An 18,454-nucleotide genomic window follows, 5' to 3' on the forward strand; every position below is an offset into this window, starting at 1 on the left:
TCTCCGGGTATGAGGACGCTATCGGCAGCCGCCGGCCCTGCTTGAGCCAGACTGGCTGCCGCCGGTCAGTCCTTGCCGTGGTGGCGCTGCGCGACCAGCTTGTCCAGCAGCGCAAACGTCTCGGCGCTGGCTGCTTCCATCTGGCGGAATTCACCGATGATCTGTTGTTGTAGTGCCGGATTATCCTGCCAGGGCTGTGCGGCGAGGGCGAGGGCCTGCTGCAGTCGCTGGAAAACCTGCGGGTGGCTGTGCCCGAGCTGGCGCAGTGCATCGAGTGTGCGGTACTGGTTATCTTCGCCCAGCGTATGCTGCCACTGGCCAAAGCGGGTGTCGCCGGCGCTGGCCGGTAGCGCGCTGGCGGACGTCTTGCTGTCGCTGATGCAGATGTAGCCATTTTGCTTGCAGAACAGGATCTCCGCCTTGGCCTCCGAGCTGTGGCAGACGTCGCGCACGAAAGCGATCCGCTGCAGGGCCTGCTGCGCGCGCTGTTCGCTGGTCATGAAGCGCTGCTCGATCCCTGCAATGTGCTCGCCTGACTCGTGGGCCATATCGCGCATGCTGGCCGAAACATGGCGGATGTTGCCTGCGTTGTCATGCAGTTCATGCAGGATGGCCGCAATGTCGGCGGACGCATTCTTGCTGCGTTCGGCGAGTTTGCGTACTTCGTCGGCGACGACGGCAAACCCGCGGCCCTGCTCGCCGGCGCGCGCGGCTTCGATCGCCGCGTTCAGTGCCAGCAGATTGGTCTGATCCGACAGTTCGGCAATCATGGTGACCGAGCTGCTGACGCGTTCGGCCAGCCCGCTGAAGCTGTCGACCTTGCTGGTGGTGCTGTCGATGTGCCGGATGATGGCGAGCAGCGAGGCGATGATCTGCCCGACCTGTTCGCGGCTGTGGCCTGCATCGTCGGCGGTCTGTTGCGACAGGCGGGTCAGCTCGTCCGTGGCGCTGGCGATGCCCTGCATGTCGGTTTGCATGGTGGCCAGATTATCCAGCAGGCTGCGGGTATTCAGTTCGCCCAGTTGCGAAAGCAGAGCGTTGCGTTTTTCCTGCTCGGCATTGCGCTGCAGCACCGCGAGCGAGGCATTGGTTCGATCCAGTGCGGCCCGGAACTCGCCGTGCAGCCCGACCCCCTGCGCCGGGCGGAAGAATTTCCCCGCCCCAGCCATTTGCAGGGTGGTCTGCTGTTCGCGAAAGCACGCTTCCAGCTGGTCGAGCATGTCGTTGATGGCCCAGCTGATGCGGCCGAATTCATCCTCATGCGCAATGTTGACGATTCGCCCGGTCAGCTTGCCGGCGGCAACCTCGCTTGAGCGGTGTTCGATCTGCTGCAGCAGGCGCAAGTCGGAACGGCTGCGCAGTACGTAAAAATGGCCGCCCAGCATCGCAGCCAGCAGCATGCCCAGCAGCACCCCATCGAAACGGTAGTTCCACCATACCCACAGGAATGCGCAGCCGATCAGGCTGCACAGCAGCAGGACAACCAGGGTCACCCTAGAGTGAAAAGACAAGTTCTTCATAGGATTTACCGTGCTGTTTCAGGACGGAGCCCAGCAGGGCCAGCGAGGCCTCACAGGCATCCCTGGGGCCGGCCCGTTGTTCTTCCGTCAGCATGAGCTGATATAAACCCTCACAAGTATCTACCGCAGATCTTTTTGGGTAGCGGCGTACCGAGAGATACCCGATGATGTTGCCGCTTGCATCGTAGTCCGGTGTGACATTGGCAAATACCCAGTAAAAACTGCCGTCCTTGGCCATGTTCTTCACATAGGCAAACACCTCATTGCCGCCGGCAATGGTGTCCCACAGAAACTTGAACACTCCGCGTGGCATGTCGGGGTGGCGGATGATGTTGTGCTGGGCTCCTAGCAGTTCCTGCTCGCTGTAGCCGGAAAACTCGATGAAGATGCGGTTCCCGTAGGTGATGCGACCCCTGGTGTCGGTTTTGGAAACGATGAAATCGTTCTCGCGCATCAGTTTTTCCCGCGCAATCGGCTGGATGCGGTTTTTCATGGTGCTGTGTCCGGATGGTTCGCGCTGTGGGGATGCAGTGCCAGCTGCCAGAAATGCTCGAGTTCCAGTCCTTCTTCGATCTGGGCTTGCGCGCGTTTTTGCTCGATTTCCTCGATGTGTCTGCTTAGCGTGGTGTACACCAGATCGTCCAGTTTGCCGCGCTGAACTTCATCGGCAAGGGTGGCCAGTGCAGTTTCGCGGCTCATTCCGTCACGATACGGCCGATCTTCGCTCAGTGCGGTATACACATCGGCGACGGCCATGATTCGTGCGCCCAGCGGCAAATCCGCGGCTCCCAGGTGGTAGGGGTACCCAGAGCCATCCAGTCGTTCGTGATGGAATGCGGCCCACTGGGCGACGTCTTCCATTCCCCGGATGTGGCCGAGGATGTCGTAGGTGATGTAGCTGTGGCTGCGGATCCGTGCCCGTTCGACGGGCTCCAGTCCGCCGTGGCGCTCGATGTACTCGCTGGGAATGGCCAGTTTGCCCAGGTCGTGCAGATAGCCGGCCATGCGGATTTTGGTGCATTCCAGTTCGCTCATGCCCAGATGCATGGCGATGGCCTCGGCGGTGCAGGCAACACCGGCCGAATGCGTCGCCGTGAAGTGGCTGCGCGAGTCGATGACCAGGGCAAAAAAGCGGGCGAAGCGCAGCATGTGTTCGAGATCGAGGTTGATGTTTTCGAACGGGGCAATGGCCATCAGGGTGCGGTCGAGATTGCTGGAAAACAGGTCCAGCCAGAAACTTTCCTTGGGCGAGAGGGTGAGAAAGGCCTCGACGAAAAGCGGATGGAACTTATGGCCCGCAGCCCCGGCGATTTGCTGCTCGATATGCCCGATTTCGGCAAGCAGGTTGTCCTGGTGCTGCTGGGCCAGAATCTCGATGCGGTCTGCCAGATAGAGCAGATGGCTGAGTAGGGGTACGGCTTCGCCTTCGTGGGTGGCACCTTCCCCGTGCTGCCATTGCACATGATGGTGGCGCACCAAACTGGCGTAGCTTTCAAAGCCCGGAAAACGCGACAACAGCAGTGCTCCAAGCTGTGCGTGCTGATGGGCATCGTGTTCTTCGAATTCGAGCATGGCCAGCCGCTGCTGCAGGCCGATGGCGCCGATGTCATGGAAAATGGCAGCGCCGAACAGCTCCTGATAGTCCCTTCCCGCGATGTTCAGGCAGCGGGCGATCTGTGCAGCAATCAGGCAAGTGCGCTTCTGGTGCGACCCCAGTGCCGGATCAAGCAGGTCCAGCGCCGTCGAAAGCGCACTGGTCATGTCAAACAGGCTGACGCTGAAGCTGTTGCCGCGTTCATTGTGCCGGGAGGATTGCAGAGTCATAACGAAGCTGCTGGTGAAGATCTCATTTGCGTTATAGCCGGCTTTGGCTGCGGGCATGAAAAAAGGACGGCTGTTGCCGTCCTTTTTGCCGGGTTTTTGCGTTTACGCAGCGAAGCGTGTGGCAACCACATTCCAGTCAACCAGCTTCCAGAAGCCTTCGAGGTAGTTCGGGCGGCTGTTGCGGTAGTCGATGTAGTAGGCGTGTTCCCAGACGTCACAGGTCAGCAGCGCCACGTCGCTGGTGGTCAGCGGGGTGCCGGCGGCGCCGGTGTTGACGATGTCGAGCGAGCCGTCAGCCTTTTTCACCAGCCAGGTCCAGCCAGAGCCGAAGTTGCCGGCGGCGGAGGTGTTGAACGCTTTCTTGAATTCGTCGAAGGAGCCCCACTTGGCGTTGATGGCGTCAGCCAGGCTGCCAGCCGGAGCACGATCGGCACCTTCGGCGTTAGGCGCAAAGCCCAGCCAGAAGAAGGTGTGGTTCCAGGTTTGTGCAGCGTTGTTGTACAGGCCACCGGCCGGAGCGGTCTTCACGATCTCTTCCAGGCTCTTCGACTCGTTGTCGGTGCCCTTGATCAGGTTGTTCAGGTTGGTGATGTAGGTCTGGTGATGCTTGCCGTAGTGATAGGACAGGGTTTCGGCGCTCATGTAGGGGGCCAGTGCGTCCTGGGCGTACGGCAGTTCGGGCAGCTTGTGTTCCATTCTTGGTATCTCCGGGGGTGGGTTGTGCAGAACAGCACGAAGATAGGGGGCGGGGCGGGCTTTTTCAAGAGGCGTCGGAAATCTGCCGCATATCTTTGGCGTGCAGGCGGGCTGCGGTTTGGGGGTGGCGGCGGCGTATGGTATCGTGCAGGCATGTGTCCCGCAGCGGATGCCCCGTTTTTCCGGAAAGTCCCATGAGTCTTCTCATCCTGATTCTTGCCCTGGCGCTGGAGCAAGTGCGCCCGATCAGTAGTCGCAACCCGCTCTATCTGGCTTTCGTGCGCGGTGCCAACGGCCTTGAGCGCAATCTGAATGCCGGTGAATACCGTAATGGCGTGTATGCCTGGCTGATTGCCGTATTGCCGCTCTTGCTGGTGACCACGCTGGGTTATTGGCTGTTGTCCATGGTCAGTACTGCGATGGCGGTGGGCTGGAGTGTGCTGGTGCTGTATGTGAACATGGGTTTCCGCCAGTTCAGCCACGCCTTTACCGGGATTTCCAAGGCACTGCAGGAAGATGATCTTGCTGAAGCGCGTGCCCTGCTGGCTGACTGGACTGGCCAGCCAGCCTCCGAAATGACGCCGGATGAGGTGGCGCGCGTGGCAATCGAGCAGGGGGTGCTGGATTCCTTCCGCTTTGTGTTTGCTACGGTATTCTGGTTTCTGGCGCTTTCCTGGATTGCCGGCCCGGCCGGGGCGGTACTTTACCGTGCCGCTAGCCTCCTGCAGCAGCGCTGGGGGCGCCGTGACGACGGATTCGGTTATTTTGCCAACGGCGTGCTCGAGGTGCTGGACTATATCCCGGTGCGCCTGACGGCAGTGGGCTACGCCATCATGGGCAATTTCGAAGATGCCGTGTACTGCTGGCGCACGCAGGCTCGCCACTGGGCGCATTACAGCAGTGGCATTCTGCTGGCCGCCGCCGGTGGTGCGCTGGGCGTGAAGCTGGGTGAGGCACTGCATCAGGACCACACCATCAAGCTGCGGCCTGAAATCGGTGTCGGCGAGCCGGCCAGTGTCGACTATCTGCCCAGCGCCGTCGGGCTGGTGTGGCGCACCATTTTATTGTGGGTGGCGGTGGTGCTGCTGTACTCACTCGGCCAGTGGCTGGCGTAAGGTGTGGTGATGCCCGATATCCGCATTGCTGATCGCGAGCTGCGCGTTGCCAATATTTTCTGTGTTGGCCGGAATTACCTTGAGCATGCCAAAGAAATGGGCTCGAGCATCGGCGCCGAGCCGATGGTGTTTCTCAAACCCAGTTCGGCGTTGGTGCAAGGTGAGGCGCCGCTGGTCTTGCCCCAGTGGTCGAGCGAAGTCCATCACGAGACCGAGCTGGTTGTGGCAATCGGTCGTGGCGGGCGTGATATTCCGGTCGAGGAGGCCTTGAGCCATGTGGCCGGGTATGCGCTCGGTCTGGATCTGACTGCCCGCGATGTTCAGGCCGCGGCAAAAAAGGCTGGCAATCCCTGGACGCTGGCGAAGGGCTTTGCCGGTGCAGCGCCAGTATCGGACTTCATTGCTGCGGATACGATCCGCGACCCGCAGGCGCTGGAATTCACGCTGCAGCGCAACGGTGAGCTGAAGCAGCATGCGCAGACGGCCGACATGGCGTTTGGCATTGCTACCCTGATTGCCTGGATATCGGCACGCTTTGGCTTGCAGGAGGGGGATCTGATCTTCACCGGTACGCCCGAAGGGGTCGGCCCGATTGTCAGTGGCGATGTGCTGGAACTGAGCCTGCCCGGCCTGATCCAAAAGACTTTCCGGGTCGCCTGAGTTCTTGTGGCGGGCAAAAAAAGACCGGCAGAGCCGGTCTTTTTTATTGGGTATTGCGCTGTAGCCATTTTGAATGGCGTGCATTGGGCTTGATAGGGTGGTGGGTGTCATGCCGCGGGCAGCGTTGACAGATCCCAGCGTGGCTGCACGGCGAAGCTGCCAGCGCTGCTGGCGTGTTGCAGGCGCTGCGCCCCGGCAAATGCGATCATCGCACCGTTGTCGGTACACAGGTGCAGGGGCGGATAGAAGACCTGCCAGTTACGGCGGCGACAGACTTCATCAAGTCCGGCGCGCAGCTGGCGGTTGGCTCCCACGCCGCCGGCAATCACCAGCCGCTGCATGCCGGTCTGCTTCATGGCCTTGATGCATTTCTTGCTGAGCACCTCGACGATGGCCTCCTGAAAAGCCGCGCAAATGTCGGCGCGAGTCTGCTCGTTGAGTGGTTGTTCTGCCTTGACCAGATTCAGTACCGCGGTTTTCAGTCCCGAGAAGCTGAAATCCAGATCGCCCGAGTTGAGCATCGGCCGTGGCAGCGTAAAACGGGCCGGGTCGCCCTGATCGGCCAGTTTGGAGAGGGCCGGGCCGCCAGGGTAGCCAAGGCCGAGCAGTTTGGCTGATTTGTCGAAGGCTTCGCCTGCGGCATCATCCACCGTTTCGCCTAGCAGCTCGTAGCGCCCAACGCCATGCACAGCCATCAGCTGCGTATGTCCTCCGGATACAAGCAGTGCGATAAAGGGGAATACGGGCGCCGGATCGGCCAGCAGCGGGGAGAGCAGGTGCCCTTCCAGGTGATGCACGGCAACGGTCGGCTTGTTCAGGGCAAAGGCCATCGCATTGGCGACGCTGGCGCCAACCAGCAGTGCGCCGGAAAGCCCGGGGCCGGCGGTGTAGGCTATGGCGTCGATGTCGGTGAGGCTGCGACCTGCGTCTGCCAGGCAAGCTTCCGTCAGCGGCAGCACGCGGCGGATGTGATCGCGCGAGGCGAGTTCCGGCACGACTCCTCCGTATTCGGCATGCATGGCGATTTGCGAGTGCAGCTGATGCGCGAGCAGCCCGGCGGAAGTGTCGTATAATGCGACGCCGGTTTCGTCGCAGGAGGATTCGATGCCCAGTACCAGCATGGCGTTGTGTTCTTCGTGTGGCTCAAGCCAAAACCGAATGGTAGCTGCAGGATTGCAACAGGGGAAGAGAGCCCTTTGACAGGGGTGAATCTTTCGTGGATAATCCGCTGCTTTCATCCATGCAGCCGTCCGCGGCTCATCTGCAAAGACAACAGGATTCGATCCATGCCTTCTGTACGCGTAAAAGAGAACGAACCGTTTGAAGTAGCGATGCGCCGCTTCAAGCGTTCCGTAGAAAAGACTGGTCTGCTGACCGAACTTCGCGCTCGCGAGTTCTACGAAAAGCCGACTGCTGAACGCAAGCGCAAGCTCGCAGCTGCCGTAAAGCGCCACTACAAGCGCCTGCGCAGCCAGCAACTGCCGCCGAAGCTGTACTAATCAGCTGCGTCGCATGAAAAGGTCGCCGATGGCGGCCTTTTGTCGTTTATGCTTATCCCTTTTACCGCTCCAGGAATGACCATGTCGCTGAAAGCCCGCATCACCGAAGACATGAAAGCCGCCATGAAAGCGCGCGAAACCGATCGTCTGGCCACCATCCGCCTGCTGCAGGCAGCGATCAAACAGAAGGAAGTCGACGAGCGCATCGAGCTGGATGACGTAGCCGTCAGTGCTGTTATCGAGAAAATGGTCAAGCAGCGTCGTGACAGCATTGCCCAGTATCAGGCAGCACAGCGTCAGGATCTGGCGGATAAGGAACAGGCTGAGATCGTCATCCTGCAGGATTACATGCCGCAGCAGCTGTCTGTCGAGGAGATTGCCGCAGCAGTGGATGCCGCGCTGGCAACGCACGGTGCCACGCCGGCCGCCATGGGCAAAATCATGGGCGAGCTGAAGGCGAAGCTGACCGGTCGTGCCGATATGGCCGAAGTGAACAAGCTGGTGAAGGCCCGTCTGGGCTGATCCGTAGCGACAGGGCGGTAGCTTGGCGCGCATTCCCGAGTCCTTTATCCAGGACGTACTCAATCGTGTCGATATCGTCGACGTGGTTGAGAAATATCTGCCGCTGAAAAAGGCAGGGCAGAACTATCAGGCGTGTTGCCCTTTCCACAAGGAAAAATCCCCCTCGTTTACCGTTAGTCCATCCAAGCAGTTTTACCACTGCTTCGGTTGTGGTGCGCACGGCTCGGCCATCGGCTTTGTCATGGAATACGAGGGTCTGAACTATCCCGAGGCAATCCGCAAGCTCGCCGAAGGACTGGGCATGGTCGTGCCGGTCGAAGAGGCCGGGGCAGCTCCGGCCGAGAAAGCGGCGCCCGGCATTTTCGAGGTGCTGAAGGCGGCCTTCGACTTCTATCGTGCGGCGCTCAAGAAATCCCCCGAGGCGATTGCCTATTTTCGCAAGCGTGGGGTCGAGGGAAAGACTGCAGCTCGTTTTGGTCTTGGGTATGCGCCTGGAGGTGATGACTGGCAGGCGCTCAAGGTTATATACCCTGATTACGACTGGAACAAGCTGCTTACCGAGGCCGGCTTGGTCATCGAGAAGGAGGACACCAAGCGCCGCTATGACCGTTTCCGTGACCGGGTCATGTTCCCGATCTTCAATCAGCGCGGCGCGGTGATCGGTTTTGGTGGCCGTGTGCTGGGGCAGGGCGAGCCGAAGTACCTCAACTCGCCGGAAACCCCCGTATTCGAGAAGGGGCGGGAGCTCTACGGGCTGACGCAGGCGCGCGCGGTGATCCGCGAGCGCAACCGTGTGCTGGTGACCGAGGGCTATATGGATGTCGTCATGCTGCACCAGCATGGCGTCGAGTATGCTGTCGCCAGCCTGGGGACCGCGTGCACCCCGGAACATGTCAAAAAGTTGCTCAAACTCGCCGATGAGGTCGTGTTCGGCTTTGATGGCGACAAGGCGGGTCGCCGCGCAGCCTGGCGCGCGCTGGAAAATGCCATGCCGCTGGTGCGAGACGGCAAGGAAGTGCGCTTTCTCTTCCTGCCGCCCGAGCATGATCCGGATTCCTATGTACAGGAATTTGGCCGCGAAGCATTCGAGCGCCTGATTGATGAAGAGGCATTGCCGCTGTCGCAATACCTGCTGCGAGAGTTGTCGCTGCAGGTTGATCTGACTGCGGAGGAGGGGCGTGCCAAGCTCTGGCATATTGCGCACCCCTATCTCGATCAGTTGCAGGAGGCGCCCGTGTTGCGCCTGCTGGTCCAGAAGCGGCTCGGTGAGTTGTGCCAGCTCTCCCAGGCCGACATGTCGCAACTGCAGGCGCCGCGCGGCGGCAGTGTTGTGTCTGCGCAGTCGCATTACGATGATGGCGAACAAGTGCGTCATTACGAGGATGAGTATTCTTCGCTGCAGGAGGCGGCTGGTTCCTTCCGGGGGGGCGGCAGGAAATCCGGGCGTGCGGCTCGCTCGGCTGCCGGAGCGGGTGCTGTGCGCCGCAGCGGCGACTGGCGGGCGCAGCGTGAGCAGGAAGAACGCGAGGCCAAGGGGTTGGTGGCGCCGCCGCCGGCGCAGCGGGCCCAGCTTGATCCAATGCTCATGCTGTTCCAGCTGGTGCTGTGCGATCCCGGGGCGGTTGCCGGGCTGGATCCGGTCGAATCGCGCTGGCCACAGGAGGGGCGGCTGGCGTTGCTGGCCGAATTGCTGACTCTGGCGCGCAGCCAGCCTCAGCAGCCTGGTAGCCTGCTGCTTGAATTCTGGCGGGAGCGCCCCGAGTTCAGTTATCTCGAGCAATGTTTGCGGGAGGGGCTCCAGCTTTATGGGCGCTTTCCTCGCGAGGATCGCGAGCAGGAATTGCGCGATACCTGCCTGTTGCTGGAGCGTCTGATCATTGCGCCGCAACGTGTGCGTCGCCGCCAGGAGCTGGACGTGCGCCGCGAAAACGGCGGGCTGACCGAGTTGGAAAAGCAGGAATACCTGCAGCTGTTGCAGGCTGCGGCTGGCAAGTGAACTGTTACGCCCTGTTAGTAATGCCGCTTGGGCGGGAAGGGCGCTGAATTTTCTGTTATAATTTCACGTTTTGCACGATACGCTGAGCGTTGTACCGACATGGCGACTGATAAAGATTTCGATAAACAAGATGTCAATCCTCGCGCCCAGGGTGAAGAGGCTAGCCTCGATCCCGAGGTCCGCAAGGCGAAGTTCAAGCTGCTGATTGTGCAGGGTAAGGAACGCGGTTACCTGACCTACGCGGAAATCAACGACCACCTCCCCGAAGACATGCTCGACGCCGAGCAGATCGAGGGCGTGATCAGCATGATCAGCAATATGGGCATCCAGGTGTATGACGAAGCACCGGACGCTGAAGATCTGCTGATGTCCGACGCCACCCCTGCGGTAGCGGACGAGGATGCGGTTGAAGAGGCCGAAGCTGCGCTGTCATCGGTGGATTCCGAATTTGGCCGCACCACTGACCCAGTGCGCATGTACATGCGTGAAATGGGAACTGTGGAGCTCCTGACCCGTGAAGGCGAAATCGAAATCGCCAAGCGGATCGAGGAAGGCCTCAAGCACATGATCCTGGCCATTTCGGCCTGCCCGACTACCATCCAGACCATTCTCGATCTGGTGGACAAGGGCCTGAACGACGAAATCCGCATCGACGAAGTCATTGATGGCTTCATTGATCCGAATGCTCCTGAAGAAGAGGAGGCGCCGGCTCCGGAGCTCTCCGACGAAGAGCTCGAAGAGGACGATGCCGAGGACGAAGAGGACGAAGATGGTGACGGAGGTGGTGCTGCTGCCGCTGCCGCCAATCTGGCCTTGCTGAAGGAAGAGGCGGCGCAGCATTTCGACGTGATCCGCAAGCTCTTCGACAAGATGGTCAAGGCGCTGGCCAAGGAAGGCCATCAAGGCAAGACTTACCTCGCCCAGCAGGCCGCCATTGCCGAAGAATTCCAGAAGATCCGTTTCTCGGCGCGTCAGGTGGAAAACCTGTGTGACCAGCTGCGCAGCATGGTCGACGACATTCGCAGCCACGAGCGCGAGATCATGGACATCTGCCTGCAGAAAGTCCGTATGCCGCGCGATCACTTCATCAAGACCTTTCCGGGCCGCGAATGCGATACCAGCTGGGTGCAGGAAGAGATCGCCTCTGGCAAGGGTTATTCCGAGATTCTCGGTCGTTACCAGCACGCGCTGATGGAAAAGCAGGAAAAGCTCGGCATCCTGCAGGAAACCGCGATGCTTCCGATCAAGGAGCTCAAGGAAATCAACCGCCAGATGTCGACCGGTGAGGCCAAAGCTCGTCGCGCCAAGCGCGAAATGATCGAGGCCAACCTGCGTCTGGTGATCTCGATTGCCAAGAAATACACCAACCGTGGTCTGCAGTTCCTCGACCTGATTCAGGAAGGCAATATCGGCCTGATGAAGGCGGTGGATAAGTTCGAATACCGCCGCGGCTACAAGTTCTCGACCTACGCCACCTGGTGGATCCGTCAGGCCATCACCCGCTCGATTGCCGATCAGGCCCGCACCATCCGTATTCCGGTGCACATGATCGAAACCATCAACAAGATGAACCGCATCCAGCGCCAGATCCTGCAGGAAACCGGTAATGAACCGACTCCGGATATCCTGGCAGAAAAGATGGAAATGCCGGAAGACAAGATCCGCAAGATCCTCAAGATCGCCAAGGAGCCGATCTCGATGGAAACGCCGATCGGGGATGACGACGATTCACACCTGGGTGACTTCATCGAAGACCAGAACAACATGGCGCCGGCCGATGCTGCCGTCTATGCCGGTCTGCGTGAAGCCACCAAGGAAGTCCTGGATACCCTCACGCCGAGGGAAGCCAAGGTGCTGCGCATGCGCTTCGGTATCGACATGAATACCGACCATACCCTGGAAGAAGTCGGCAAGCAGTTCGACGTAACCCGCGAGCGGATCCGTCAGATCGAAGCCAAGGCGCTGCGCAAGCTGCGCCACCCGACCCGTTCGGAACGCCTGAAGAGCTTTGTCGAAAGCAATAGCAACTCGGAAACCTGAACGTCCTGATTCCGGGAAAAGACCACAGCAGAGATGCTGTGGTTTTTTTTTGAAGGCCGCCACGACGAGCCACGCAATCGAGTGGGGGGATCTGACTGTAGTTTGGGATCTTATTGTGCGTGCAGTTTTGGTGCAGTGCTAGATTTGTGGTGATGTTCAGACGGCTGTCGTCACTGCATGGCTTTATATTCCGTTGTGATATAAAAAAATTACATATAAGTATTTCCGGTGATATTGATCTGGCTGTCATGATGCACTCCATCAACTACACGGAGTGTCATCATGTCGATCAAAACCCGCCTTTCCGCAATCGCTCTGGCTCTGCTGGCCGGCTCATCGTTTGCTGCCAGTGTCGAGCTGCTGAACGTTTCGTACGACCCGACCCGTGAGCTCTATCAGGACTACAACAAGGCCTTTGCCGCGCACTGGAAAAAAACCACTGGCGATGACGTGACCATCAAGCAGTCGCATGGCGGTTCGGGCAAGCAGGCGCGTGCGGTCCTCGACGGGCTGGACGCCGACGTGGTGACACTGGCGCTGGCCTATGACATCGACGAGCTGGCTGACAAGGGTCAGCTACTCAAGCCCGACTGGCAGAAAAAGCTGCCGGACAACGCCTCGCCGTATACCTCGACCATCCTGTTTCTGGTGAAAAAGGGCAACCCGAAAAACATCCGTGACTGGAACGATCTGGTGCGCTCTGATGTAAAAGTGATCACCCCGAATCCGAAAACCTCCGGTGGTGCGCGCTGGAACTACCTCGCGGCCTGGGGCTGGGCGAAGAAGACCTACGGTTCGGACGACAAGGCCCGGGAATTCGTGCAGAAGCTGTATCAGAACGTGCCGGTGCTGGATACCGGTGCACGCGGCTCGACCGTGACATTTACCCAGCGGGGTATTGGTGATGTGCTGATTACCTGGGAAAACGAAGCCGAGCTGGTGTTCCGTGAGCTGGGGCGCGACAAGTTCGAAATCGTTGCGCCTCCCTACACGATCAAGGCCGAGCCGCCGGTGGCTGTCGTTGACAAGAATGTCGACAAGAAGGGTACCCGCAAGGTGGCCGAGGCGTATCTGAAATACCTGTACTCGAAGGAAGGCCAGGAGATCATCGCGCAGAACTACTACCGTCCGCTGGACAAGGACATCGCTGCCAAGTACGCGAGCCAGTTCCCCAAGGTACAACTGTTCGACATCGACGATGTGTTTGGTGGCTGGCAAAAAGCGCAGAAGACGCACTTCAGCGATGGTGGCGTATTCGATCAGATCTACAAGGTCTCGAAGTAAGCACGGCACGGAAAGAGGGGATCAGTATGAACAGTCCATCTTTTCCAGAGTTGCTGCAGCTGTGGATCACTGAACGGGGGGACCCCCTTGATGGCGGCTGGTCCCGGGTGGAGTGGGTTCGTGCCGAGGCGCGCAGTTTGATCGCACGGACGCTGGGGCTGACGTTGGGCAGTGTGTTCCAGCCCCTGTTTGATCGCAATGGACAGCTGTCCGGTCACGAAGCTTTGCTGCGCACCAGTGCGCGTGGCAGGCCTGTGGCACCACTACGGGCATTCTCGATCGCCGCACTCCAAGGCGAACTGGTGACCTTTGACCGCCTGTGCCGGGTTCTGCACCTGGTGAATTATCTGCAGCTTGATGGTCCCAGCTTGCCGCTGTCGCTGAATGTGCATCCGACGCATCTGCTGGAGATCAATGAACGGCATGGCGCTTTCTTTGGACATGTCCGCGAGCGCCTGGGGGCGGCCCGCTTGCCGATCACTCTGGAAGTTACCGAGGAGAACATCAGCAGCAACCAGTCTGCCGTATTGCGCAATGCCATTCGCAATTATCGTGAGCAGGGTTTCCAGATCGCGGTCGATGACTTTGGTGCCGGCTCCGCCAATATCGACCGGATCTGGCAACTGGAACCGGACTATGTGAAGCTTGATCGGCAATTCATTGCCCGTGCCGAGCAGGATGAACGTACTCGCCGTGCTCTACCCAGAGTGGTAGCCCTGATGCACGAACTGGGTAGTCGCGTGGTCATCGAGGGTATCGAAAATCCCTTGCAATATCGTATGGCACTGGATGCCGGTGCCAATCTGTTGCAGGGCTACTGGCTGGGGCGTCCCGCTCCGCAGCCGTTGCCCGCTCCGCCGGTCGAGGTAGCCGCATGAGTCAGATCACGCACTGGCTGGCCGCTGGTAATCGTGTGTTGCTGGTGCCGGGCTGGCAGGGCTCTGGGCCGAATCACTGGCAAAGCCGCTGGCAACAACGCTATCCCGACATTGAACGTGTCGAGCAGGATGACTGGCTTCATCCGGATGTTACGCAGTGGGGTATGCGGCTGGATGAGACGATACGCAAGAGCTCCAGGCCAATACTACTGGTTGCCCACAGTCTTGGCTGTCTGACTGTTGCGTATTGGGCCAATCGCTACCGCTTCAGCCGTTCGCGGGTCAGGGCTGCCTTGCTGGTAGCGCCTGCAGATAGCGAGCGCAGTCAGGTGCCTTGGGAGGGGCAGGGCTTTGCGCCTCGCCGCCGTGAACGCCTGCCGTTTCCTTCGCTACTGGTCGCTAGCGACAACGATTATGCCTGTACGTCACAGGTGGCGCACACCATGGCGCAGGAGTGGGGATCTGCGTTTGTGCTGCTGTCCAGTGTCGGGCATATCAACGCCGATTCCGGGCTGGGTGACTGGCCGTATGGGCTAGGTCTGGCAGGAGACTTGCTGGCACGCCCCATGCCGGATTGTCGTCACGCTCAGCTGGCGCTGTAACACCTTCACTGTGCCAGCGGCCCGTTCGGCAGTGTTGGCACCAAGATACCGATTTCTCCAATCACATCAACACCACAAAGGAAAAACCATGAAGCTTCGCCTCATCACATCCCTGCTGCTTGTTGCGGCCGCTACCGGCGCCAGTGCGGCCAGTATCGACTATCGCCTGCAGTACCGCTCCGGCGCGGAGCAATATCAGAACCGGGTGCTGCTGGCGCATGATTTTGCCAATGGCATCGGTGGCAGTGTCGAATACACCGTACGCAACAGCTCTGCTCCAGGTGAGGGCTTTGATGCCTGGCACTGGAATGACACCGAATACGGGCTCTGGTACAAGTACAAGCTGAATGACAGCCTGACCATCATCCCGCTGTTCTACTACGACGTTGCCCATGACAAGAATGAAGGCAAGGATGACATCATCAAGCCGGGTGTGCAGCTCAACTGGGCACTGGCACCGGGCTGGCGCCTGGATGGCCGGTTCCGCTATGAGGCCAAGCTGGCCGAGAGCAAGGATCTGAAGGGGCGTCTGGACAATGACAACACCACCCGTACCGATCTGTGGTTGCGCAAATCCTTCGAGAACCAGCTGGATGCGTATTACAACTTCCGCTGGGATCACAAGCTGAACGATTACGAATACAACGCGAGCAGCAGCGAAGCCAGCAGCAACTACTTCGAGAACAATATCGGGCTGGGCTACAAGTTCACCAAGGAAGTCCGTGCCTATACCGAGCTGGGGTATCTCGGCAAGACCAAGGATCCGGACGACAAGCGCAGCAAGAACTACGACACGGTCGCCGATTGGCGCCTGCGTGTCGGGGTGTCCTACACCTTCTTCTAAGCCTGGCGGCCGACGTCCGACGCCGCGCCATCGGTGTAATGCCGGTGGCGCGGCGTTGTTTTTATATATGTAAAAGTGCGACTAAAAGCACTTGTAATTATTTTGCGAGCTATGTGCTTTCGGGTACAGTTTCTGCAGAACCACTGATCTGGAGATCGTTCGCATCATGTCTATCCCCCGTTATCTGGCCGCACTGCTGGCCGCCATCAGTCTGGGCGCCCATGCCGACACCACCCTGCTGAATGTGTCGTATGACGTCATGCGCGACTTCTACAAAGACTACAACCCGGCCTTCAAGAAGTATTACGACGCCAAATTCAAGGATAACCTTACCGTCCAGCAATCGCACGGCGGCTCGAGCAAGCAGGCGCTGTCAGTGATCAGCGGGCTGGAAGCCGATGTGGTGACGATGAACCAGTCGACCGATATCGACGCGATTGCCGAGAAGGGCAAGCTGTTGCCCGCCGACTGGGCCAAACGCCTGCCTGACAGTTCCGCGCCGTTCTCTTCGCTGCAGGTACTGATCGTGCGCAAGGGCAATCCCAAGGGGATCAAGGACTGGAATGATCTGGTGAAGCCCGGTGTGCAAGTCATCGTTCCCAATCCCAAGACGAGCGGCAATGGTCGCTATACCTATCTGGCAGCCTGGGGCTATGCGCTGAAACAGCCCGGCGGCAATGACCAGAAGGCGCAGGAATTTGTGGCCGGCGTATTCCGCAATGTGCCGGTGCTGGATGCGGGGGGGCGGGCCGCGACGACGACCTTCATGCAGCGCAAGATCGGTGACGTGCTGGTGACCTTCGAGAACGAAGCCGAAATGATTGCCCGCGAGTTTGGCCGGGGCGAGTTCGAGGTGGTCTACCCGAGCATTTCCATCGATGCCGACCTGCCGGTGGCAGTGGTCGACAAGGTGGTCGACAAGAAGGGCACCCGCAAGGCCGCGGAAGAATACCTGAAGTACCTGTGGAGCCCGGAAGGCCAGGAAATCGCTGCGCAGAACTACCTGCGTCCGCGTGACAAGGGCGTTGCCGCCAAGTACGCGAAACAGTTCCCGGCCGTGAAGCTCTTCGGCGTCGAGGAACTGGGCGGCTGGCAAGTGATCCAGAAGCGCCATTTCAACGATGGCGGCGTGTATGACCAGATCGCCGCGAGCATCGCCAAAAAGTAACACCGCTGCACCTCTGCGAGGGGGGGCTTGCCCCCCGTTTTTTTGCCTGAGAATCGGATCTACCCATGGCTTTCAAACAAGCAAGCGTGTTGCCGGGCTTCAATTTGTCGTTCGGCTACACGATCTTCTGGCTGTCTCTGATCGTGATCTTGCCGCTCACCGCGCTGGTGGTCAAAACCACCGGACTGGACTGGGCGCATTTCTGGTCAACCGTCTCCGACCCGCGCGTCGTCGCGACCTACAAGGTCACCTTTGGTGCATCCCTGCTGGCCGCGGTTATCAATCTCTTTACCGGCCTCCTGGTGGCCTGGGTGCTGGTGCGCTATCCCTTCCCGGGCAAGCGCCTGATCGACGCCCTGGTCGATCTCCCCTTTGCCCTGCCCACCGCCGTCGCCGGCATTGCACTGGCCACCCTGTATGCACCCAATGGCTGGATCGGCCAATGGTTTGCCGCCGGTACCCCCTTGGGTAACCTGTTCGGGCCGGAAGGGTTGCCGCTGGCATTCCAGCCCATCGGCATCGTCATCGCGCTGACCTTCGTGACGCTGCCCTTTGTGGTGCGCACGGTGCAGCCGGTGCTGGCCGACATCGAGCAGGAGCTCGAAGAAGCCGCCTCCAGCCTGGGCGCCACACGCTGGCAGATTTTCCGGCTGGTGATCCTGCCGACCCTGTGGCCCGCACTGCTGACCGGCTTCTCGCTGGCCTTTGCCCGCGCCATTGGCGAATACGGTTCGGTGATCTTCATCGCCGGCAACATGCCGTTCAAGTCGGAAATCACCCCGCTGATGATCATCAGCAAGCTTGAACAATACGATTATCTCGGCGCCACCGCGATTGCTGTGGTGATGCTGGTGGTGTCCTTCGCACTGCTGCTGGCGATCAATGGCCTGCAGTGGTGGAGTGCCCGCCGTCTGGGTAGGAGAAACTGATATGGCCGCATCCATGACCGCCAGCCGCAGTGCGGCAACCACCGAAGCACGCTGGGTACGCTGGCTGCTCACCGGGCTGGCGCTGACATTTATCGGACTATTCCTGATCGTGCCGCTGATCTCGGTGTTTTTCGAGGCACTGCGGCAGGGCTGGGGCCTGTTTGCCGCCTCCTTCACCGACCCGGATGCGCTCTCCGCGATCAAGCTGACCCTGATCACGGCCGCGATTGCCGTACCGCTGAATCTGGTCTTCGGCGTCGCTGCAGCCTGGGCGATTGCCCGCTTCCAGTTCCGTGGGCGTAGCGTACTGATCACGCTGATCGGCTTGCCGTTTGCCGTGTCACCGGTGGTCGCCGGCCTGATCTACGTGCTGCTGTTCGGGGCACAGGGCTGGTTCGGCCCCTGGCTGGCAGAACACGACATCAAGATCATCTTTGCCATTCCGGGCATCGTGCTGGCAACCGTGTTCGTCACCTTTCCCTTTGTTGCTCGCGAGCTGATTCCGCTGATGGAAGCACAGGGCAGCGACGAAGAGCAGGCCGCGCTGGTGCTGGGCGCCTCGGGCTGGCAGACCTTCTGGCGCGTGACGCTGCCCAACATCAAATGGGGGCTGCTGTATGGCGTGATCCTGGCCAATGCCCGTGCGATGGGCGAGTTCGGCGCGGTATCGGTGGTCTCCGGCCACATCCGCGGCATGACCAACACCATCCCGCTGCACGTCGAGATTCTCTACAACGAGTACAACTTCGTCGGCGCCTTCGCCTGCGCCTCGCTGCTGGCGCTGCTGGCCCTGGTGACGCTGGCGGTGAAGAGCTTTATCGAATGGCGCTCGGCCCGCCTCGCCGAAGAAGACCGCCGCCACGCCACCGAAGAATAA

At 59.9% G+C, this 18,454-nt stretch carries 18 protein-coding genes; 13 read left to right on the plus strand and 5 right to left on the minus strand.

Features of this window, described 5'->3' with window-relative positions:
* Positions 1–65: 65 nt before the first annotated feature.
* The 4 genes from INR99_RS04095 to INR99_RS04110 all read right to left on the minus strand — a co-directional run bounded on the left by INR99_RS04095 (position 66) and on the right by INR99_RS04110 (position 4,040).
* Positions 66–1,520 (minus strand): methyl-accepting chemotaxis protein, encoded by a 1,455-nt coding sequence (locus INR99_RS04095; RefSeq protein ID WP_194115037.1) that lies wholly within the window; start codon positions 1,518–1,520, stop codon positions 66–68.
* Positions 1,495–2,013: a PAS domain-containing protein gene (locus INR99_RS04100; protein WP_194115038.1), complete on the minus strand. Its 519-nt coding sequence runs from the start codon at positions 2,011–2,013 to the stop codon at positions 1,495–1,497. The genes INR99_RS04095 and INR99_RS04100 overlap by 26 nt, the downstream gene beginning before the upstream one ends.
* Positions 2,010–3,344: an HD domain-containing phosphohydrolase gene (locus tag INR99_RS04105; protein ID WP_194115039.1), complete on the minus strand. Its 1,335-nt coding sequence runs from the start codon at positions 3,342–3,344 to the stop codon at positions 2,010–2,012. Before INR99_RS04105 ends, INR99_RS04100 begins: the two co-directional genes overlap by 4 nt.
* Positions 3,345–3,446: 102 nt before the next feature.
* On the minus strand, positions 3,447–4,040 hold the full coding sequence (locus INR99_RS04110; RefSeq protein WP_194115040.1) for a superoxide dismutase: 594 nt from the start codon (positions 4,038–4,040) through the stop codon (positions 3,447–3,449).
* Positions 4,041–4,234: 194 nt separating this feature from the next.
* On the opposite strand from INR99_RS04110, the gene INR99_RS04115 reads away from it, so the two are divergent.
* Together INR99_RS04115 and INR99_RS04120 are read left to right on the plus strand one after the other, a co-directional pair.
* Positions 4,235–5,155 carry a CobD/CbiB family protein gene (locus INR99_RS04115; protein ID WP_194115041.1) on the plus strand — a complete coding sequence of 307 codons (921 nt, stop codon included), beginning with the start codon at positions 4,235–4,237 and terminating at the stop codon, positions 5,153–5,155.
* A gap of 9 nt (positions 5,156–5,164) precedes the next feature.
* A complete protein-coding gene (locus INR99_RS04120; RefSeq protein WP_194115042.1) occupies positions 5,165–5,815 on the plus strand; it encodes a fumarylacetoacetate hydrolase family protein in 651 nt (216 codons plus the stop codon).
* Between the two features lie 107 nt (positions 5,816–5,922).
* On the opposite strand, the gene tsaD is transcribed toward INR99_RS04120, so the two are convergent.
* Positions 5,923–6,936, minus strand: coding sequence for a tRNA (adenosine(37)-N6)-threonylcarbamoyltransferase complex transferase subunit TsaD (tsaD, locus tag INR99_RS04125; protein WP_194115043.1), 1,014 nt, complete (start codon positions 6,934–6,936; stop codon positions 5,923–5,925).
* Positions 6,937–7,101: 165 nt separating this feature from the next.
* Between tsaD and rpsU the strand changes: the two genes are divergently transcribed.
* From rpsU to cysW, 11 genes are all read left to right on the plus strand, one after another.
* Entirely contained in the window at positions 7,102–7,314 is a 213-nt protein-coding gene (gene rpsU, locus INR99_RS04130; RefSeq protein WP_028453256.1) for a 30S ribosomal protein S21, read from the plus strand.
* Positions 7,315–7,395: 81 nt separating this feature from the next.
* Positions 7,396–7,836, plus strand: a complete 441-nt coding sequence (locus INR99_RS04135; protein ID WP_308431441.1) for a GatB/YqeY domain-containing protein — start codon at positions 7,396–7,398, stop codon at positions 7,834–7,836.
* Positions 7,837–7,858: 22 nt separating this feature from the next.
* On the plus strand, positions 7,859–9,832 hold the full coding sequence (gene dnaG, locus INR99_RS04140; RefSeq protein WP_194115045.1) for a DNA primase: 1,974 nt from the start codon (positions 7,859–7,861) through the stop codon (positions 9,830–9,832).
* Positions 9,833–9,931: 99 nt separating this feature from the next.
* Entirely contained in the window at positions 9,932–11,872 is a 1,941-nt protein-coding gene (gene rpoD, locus INR99_RS04145; protein WP_194115046.1) for an RNA polymerase sigma factor RpoD, read from the plus strand.
* 282 nt (positions 11,873–12,154) lie between these two features.
* A complete protein-coding gene (locus INR99_RS04150) occupies positions 12,155–13,156 on the plus strand; it encodes a sulfate ABC transporter substrate-binding protein (RefSeq protein ID WP_194115047.1) in 1,002 nt (333 codons plus the stop codon).
* Between the two features lie 26 nt (positions 13,157–13,182).
* Complete coding sequence (locus tag INR99_RS04155; RefSeq protein WP_194115048.1) at positions 13,183–14,034, plus strand: EAL domain-containing protein; 852 nt, start codon at positions 13,183–13,185, stop codon at positions 14,032–14,034.
* A complete protein-coding gene (locus INR99_RS04160) occupies positions 14,031–14,636 on the plus strand; it encodes an RBBP9/YdeN family alpha/beta hydrolase (protein ID WP_228098081.1) in 606 nt (201 codons plus the stop codon). The genes INR99_RS04155 and INR99_RS04160 overlap by 4 nt, the downstream gene beginning before the upstream one ends.
* An 88-nt stretch (positions 14,637–14,724) precedes the next feature.
* Positions 14,725–15,480, plus strand: a complete 756-nt coding sequence (locus INR99_RS04165; protein ID WP_194115049.1) for an oligogalacturonate-specific porin KdgM family protein — start codon at positions 14,725–14,727, stop codon at positions 15,478–15,480.
* A 166-nt stretch (positions 15,481–15,646) separates the two neighbouring features.
* Complete coding sequence (locus INR99_RS04170) at positions 15,647–16,648, plus strand: sulfate ABC transporter substrate-binding protein (RefSeq protein WP_194115050.1); 1,002 nt, start codon at positions 15,647–15,649, stop codon at positions 16,646–16,648.
* Between the two features lie 65 nt (positions 16,649–16,713).
* A complete protein-coding gene (gene cysT, locus INR99_RS04175) occupies positions 16,714–17,577 on the plus strand; it encodes a sulfate ABC transporter permease subunit CysT (RefSeq protein ID WP_194115051.1) in 864 nt (287 codons plus the stop codon).
* A 1-nt stretch (position 17,578) separates the two neighbouring features.
* Entirely contained in the window at positions 17,579–18,454 is an 876-nt protein-coding gene (gene cysW / locus INR99_RS04180) for a sulfate ABC transporter permease subunit CysW (RefSeq protein ID WP_194115052.1), read from the plus strand.

This window comes from Chitinilyticum piscinae (genome assembly GCF_015223195.1).
Lineage (GTDB): Bacteria > Pseudomonadota > Gammaproteobacteria > Burkholderiales > Chitinibacteraceae > Chitinilyticum > Chitinilyticum piscinae.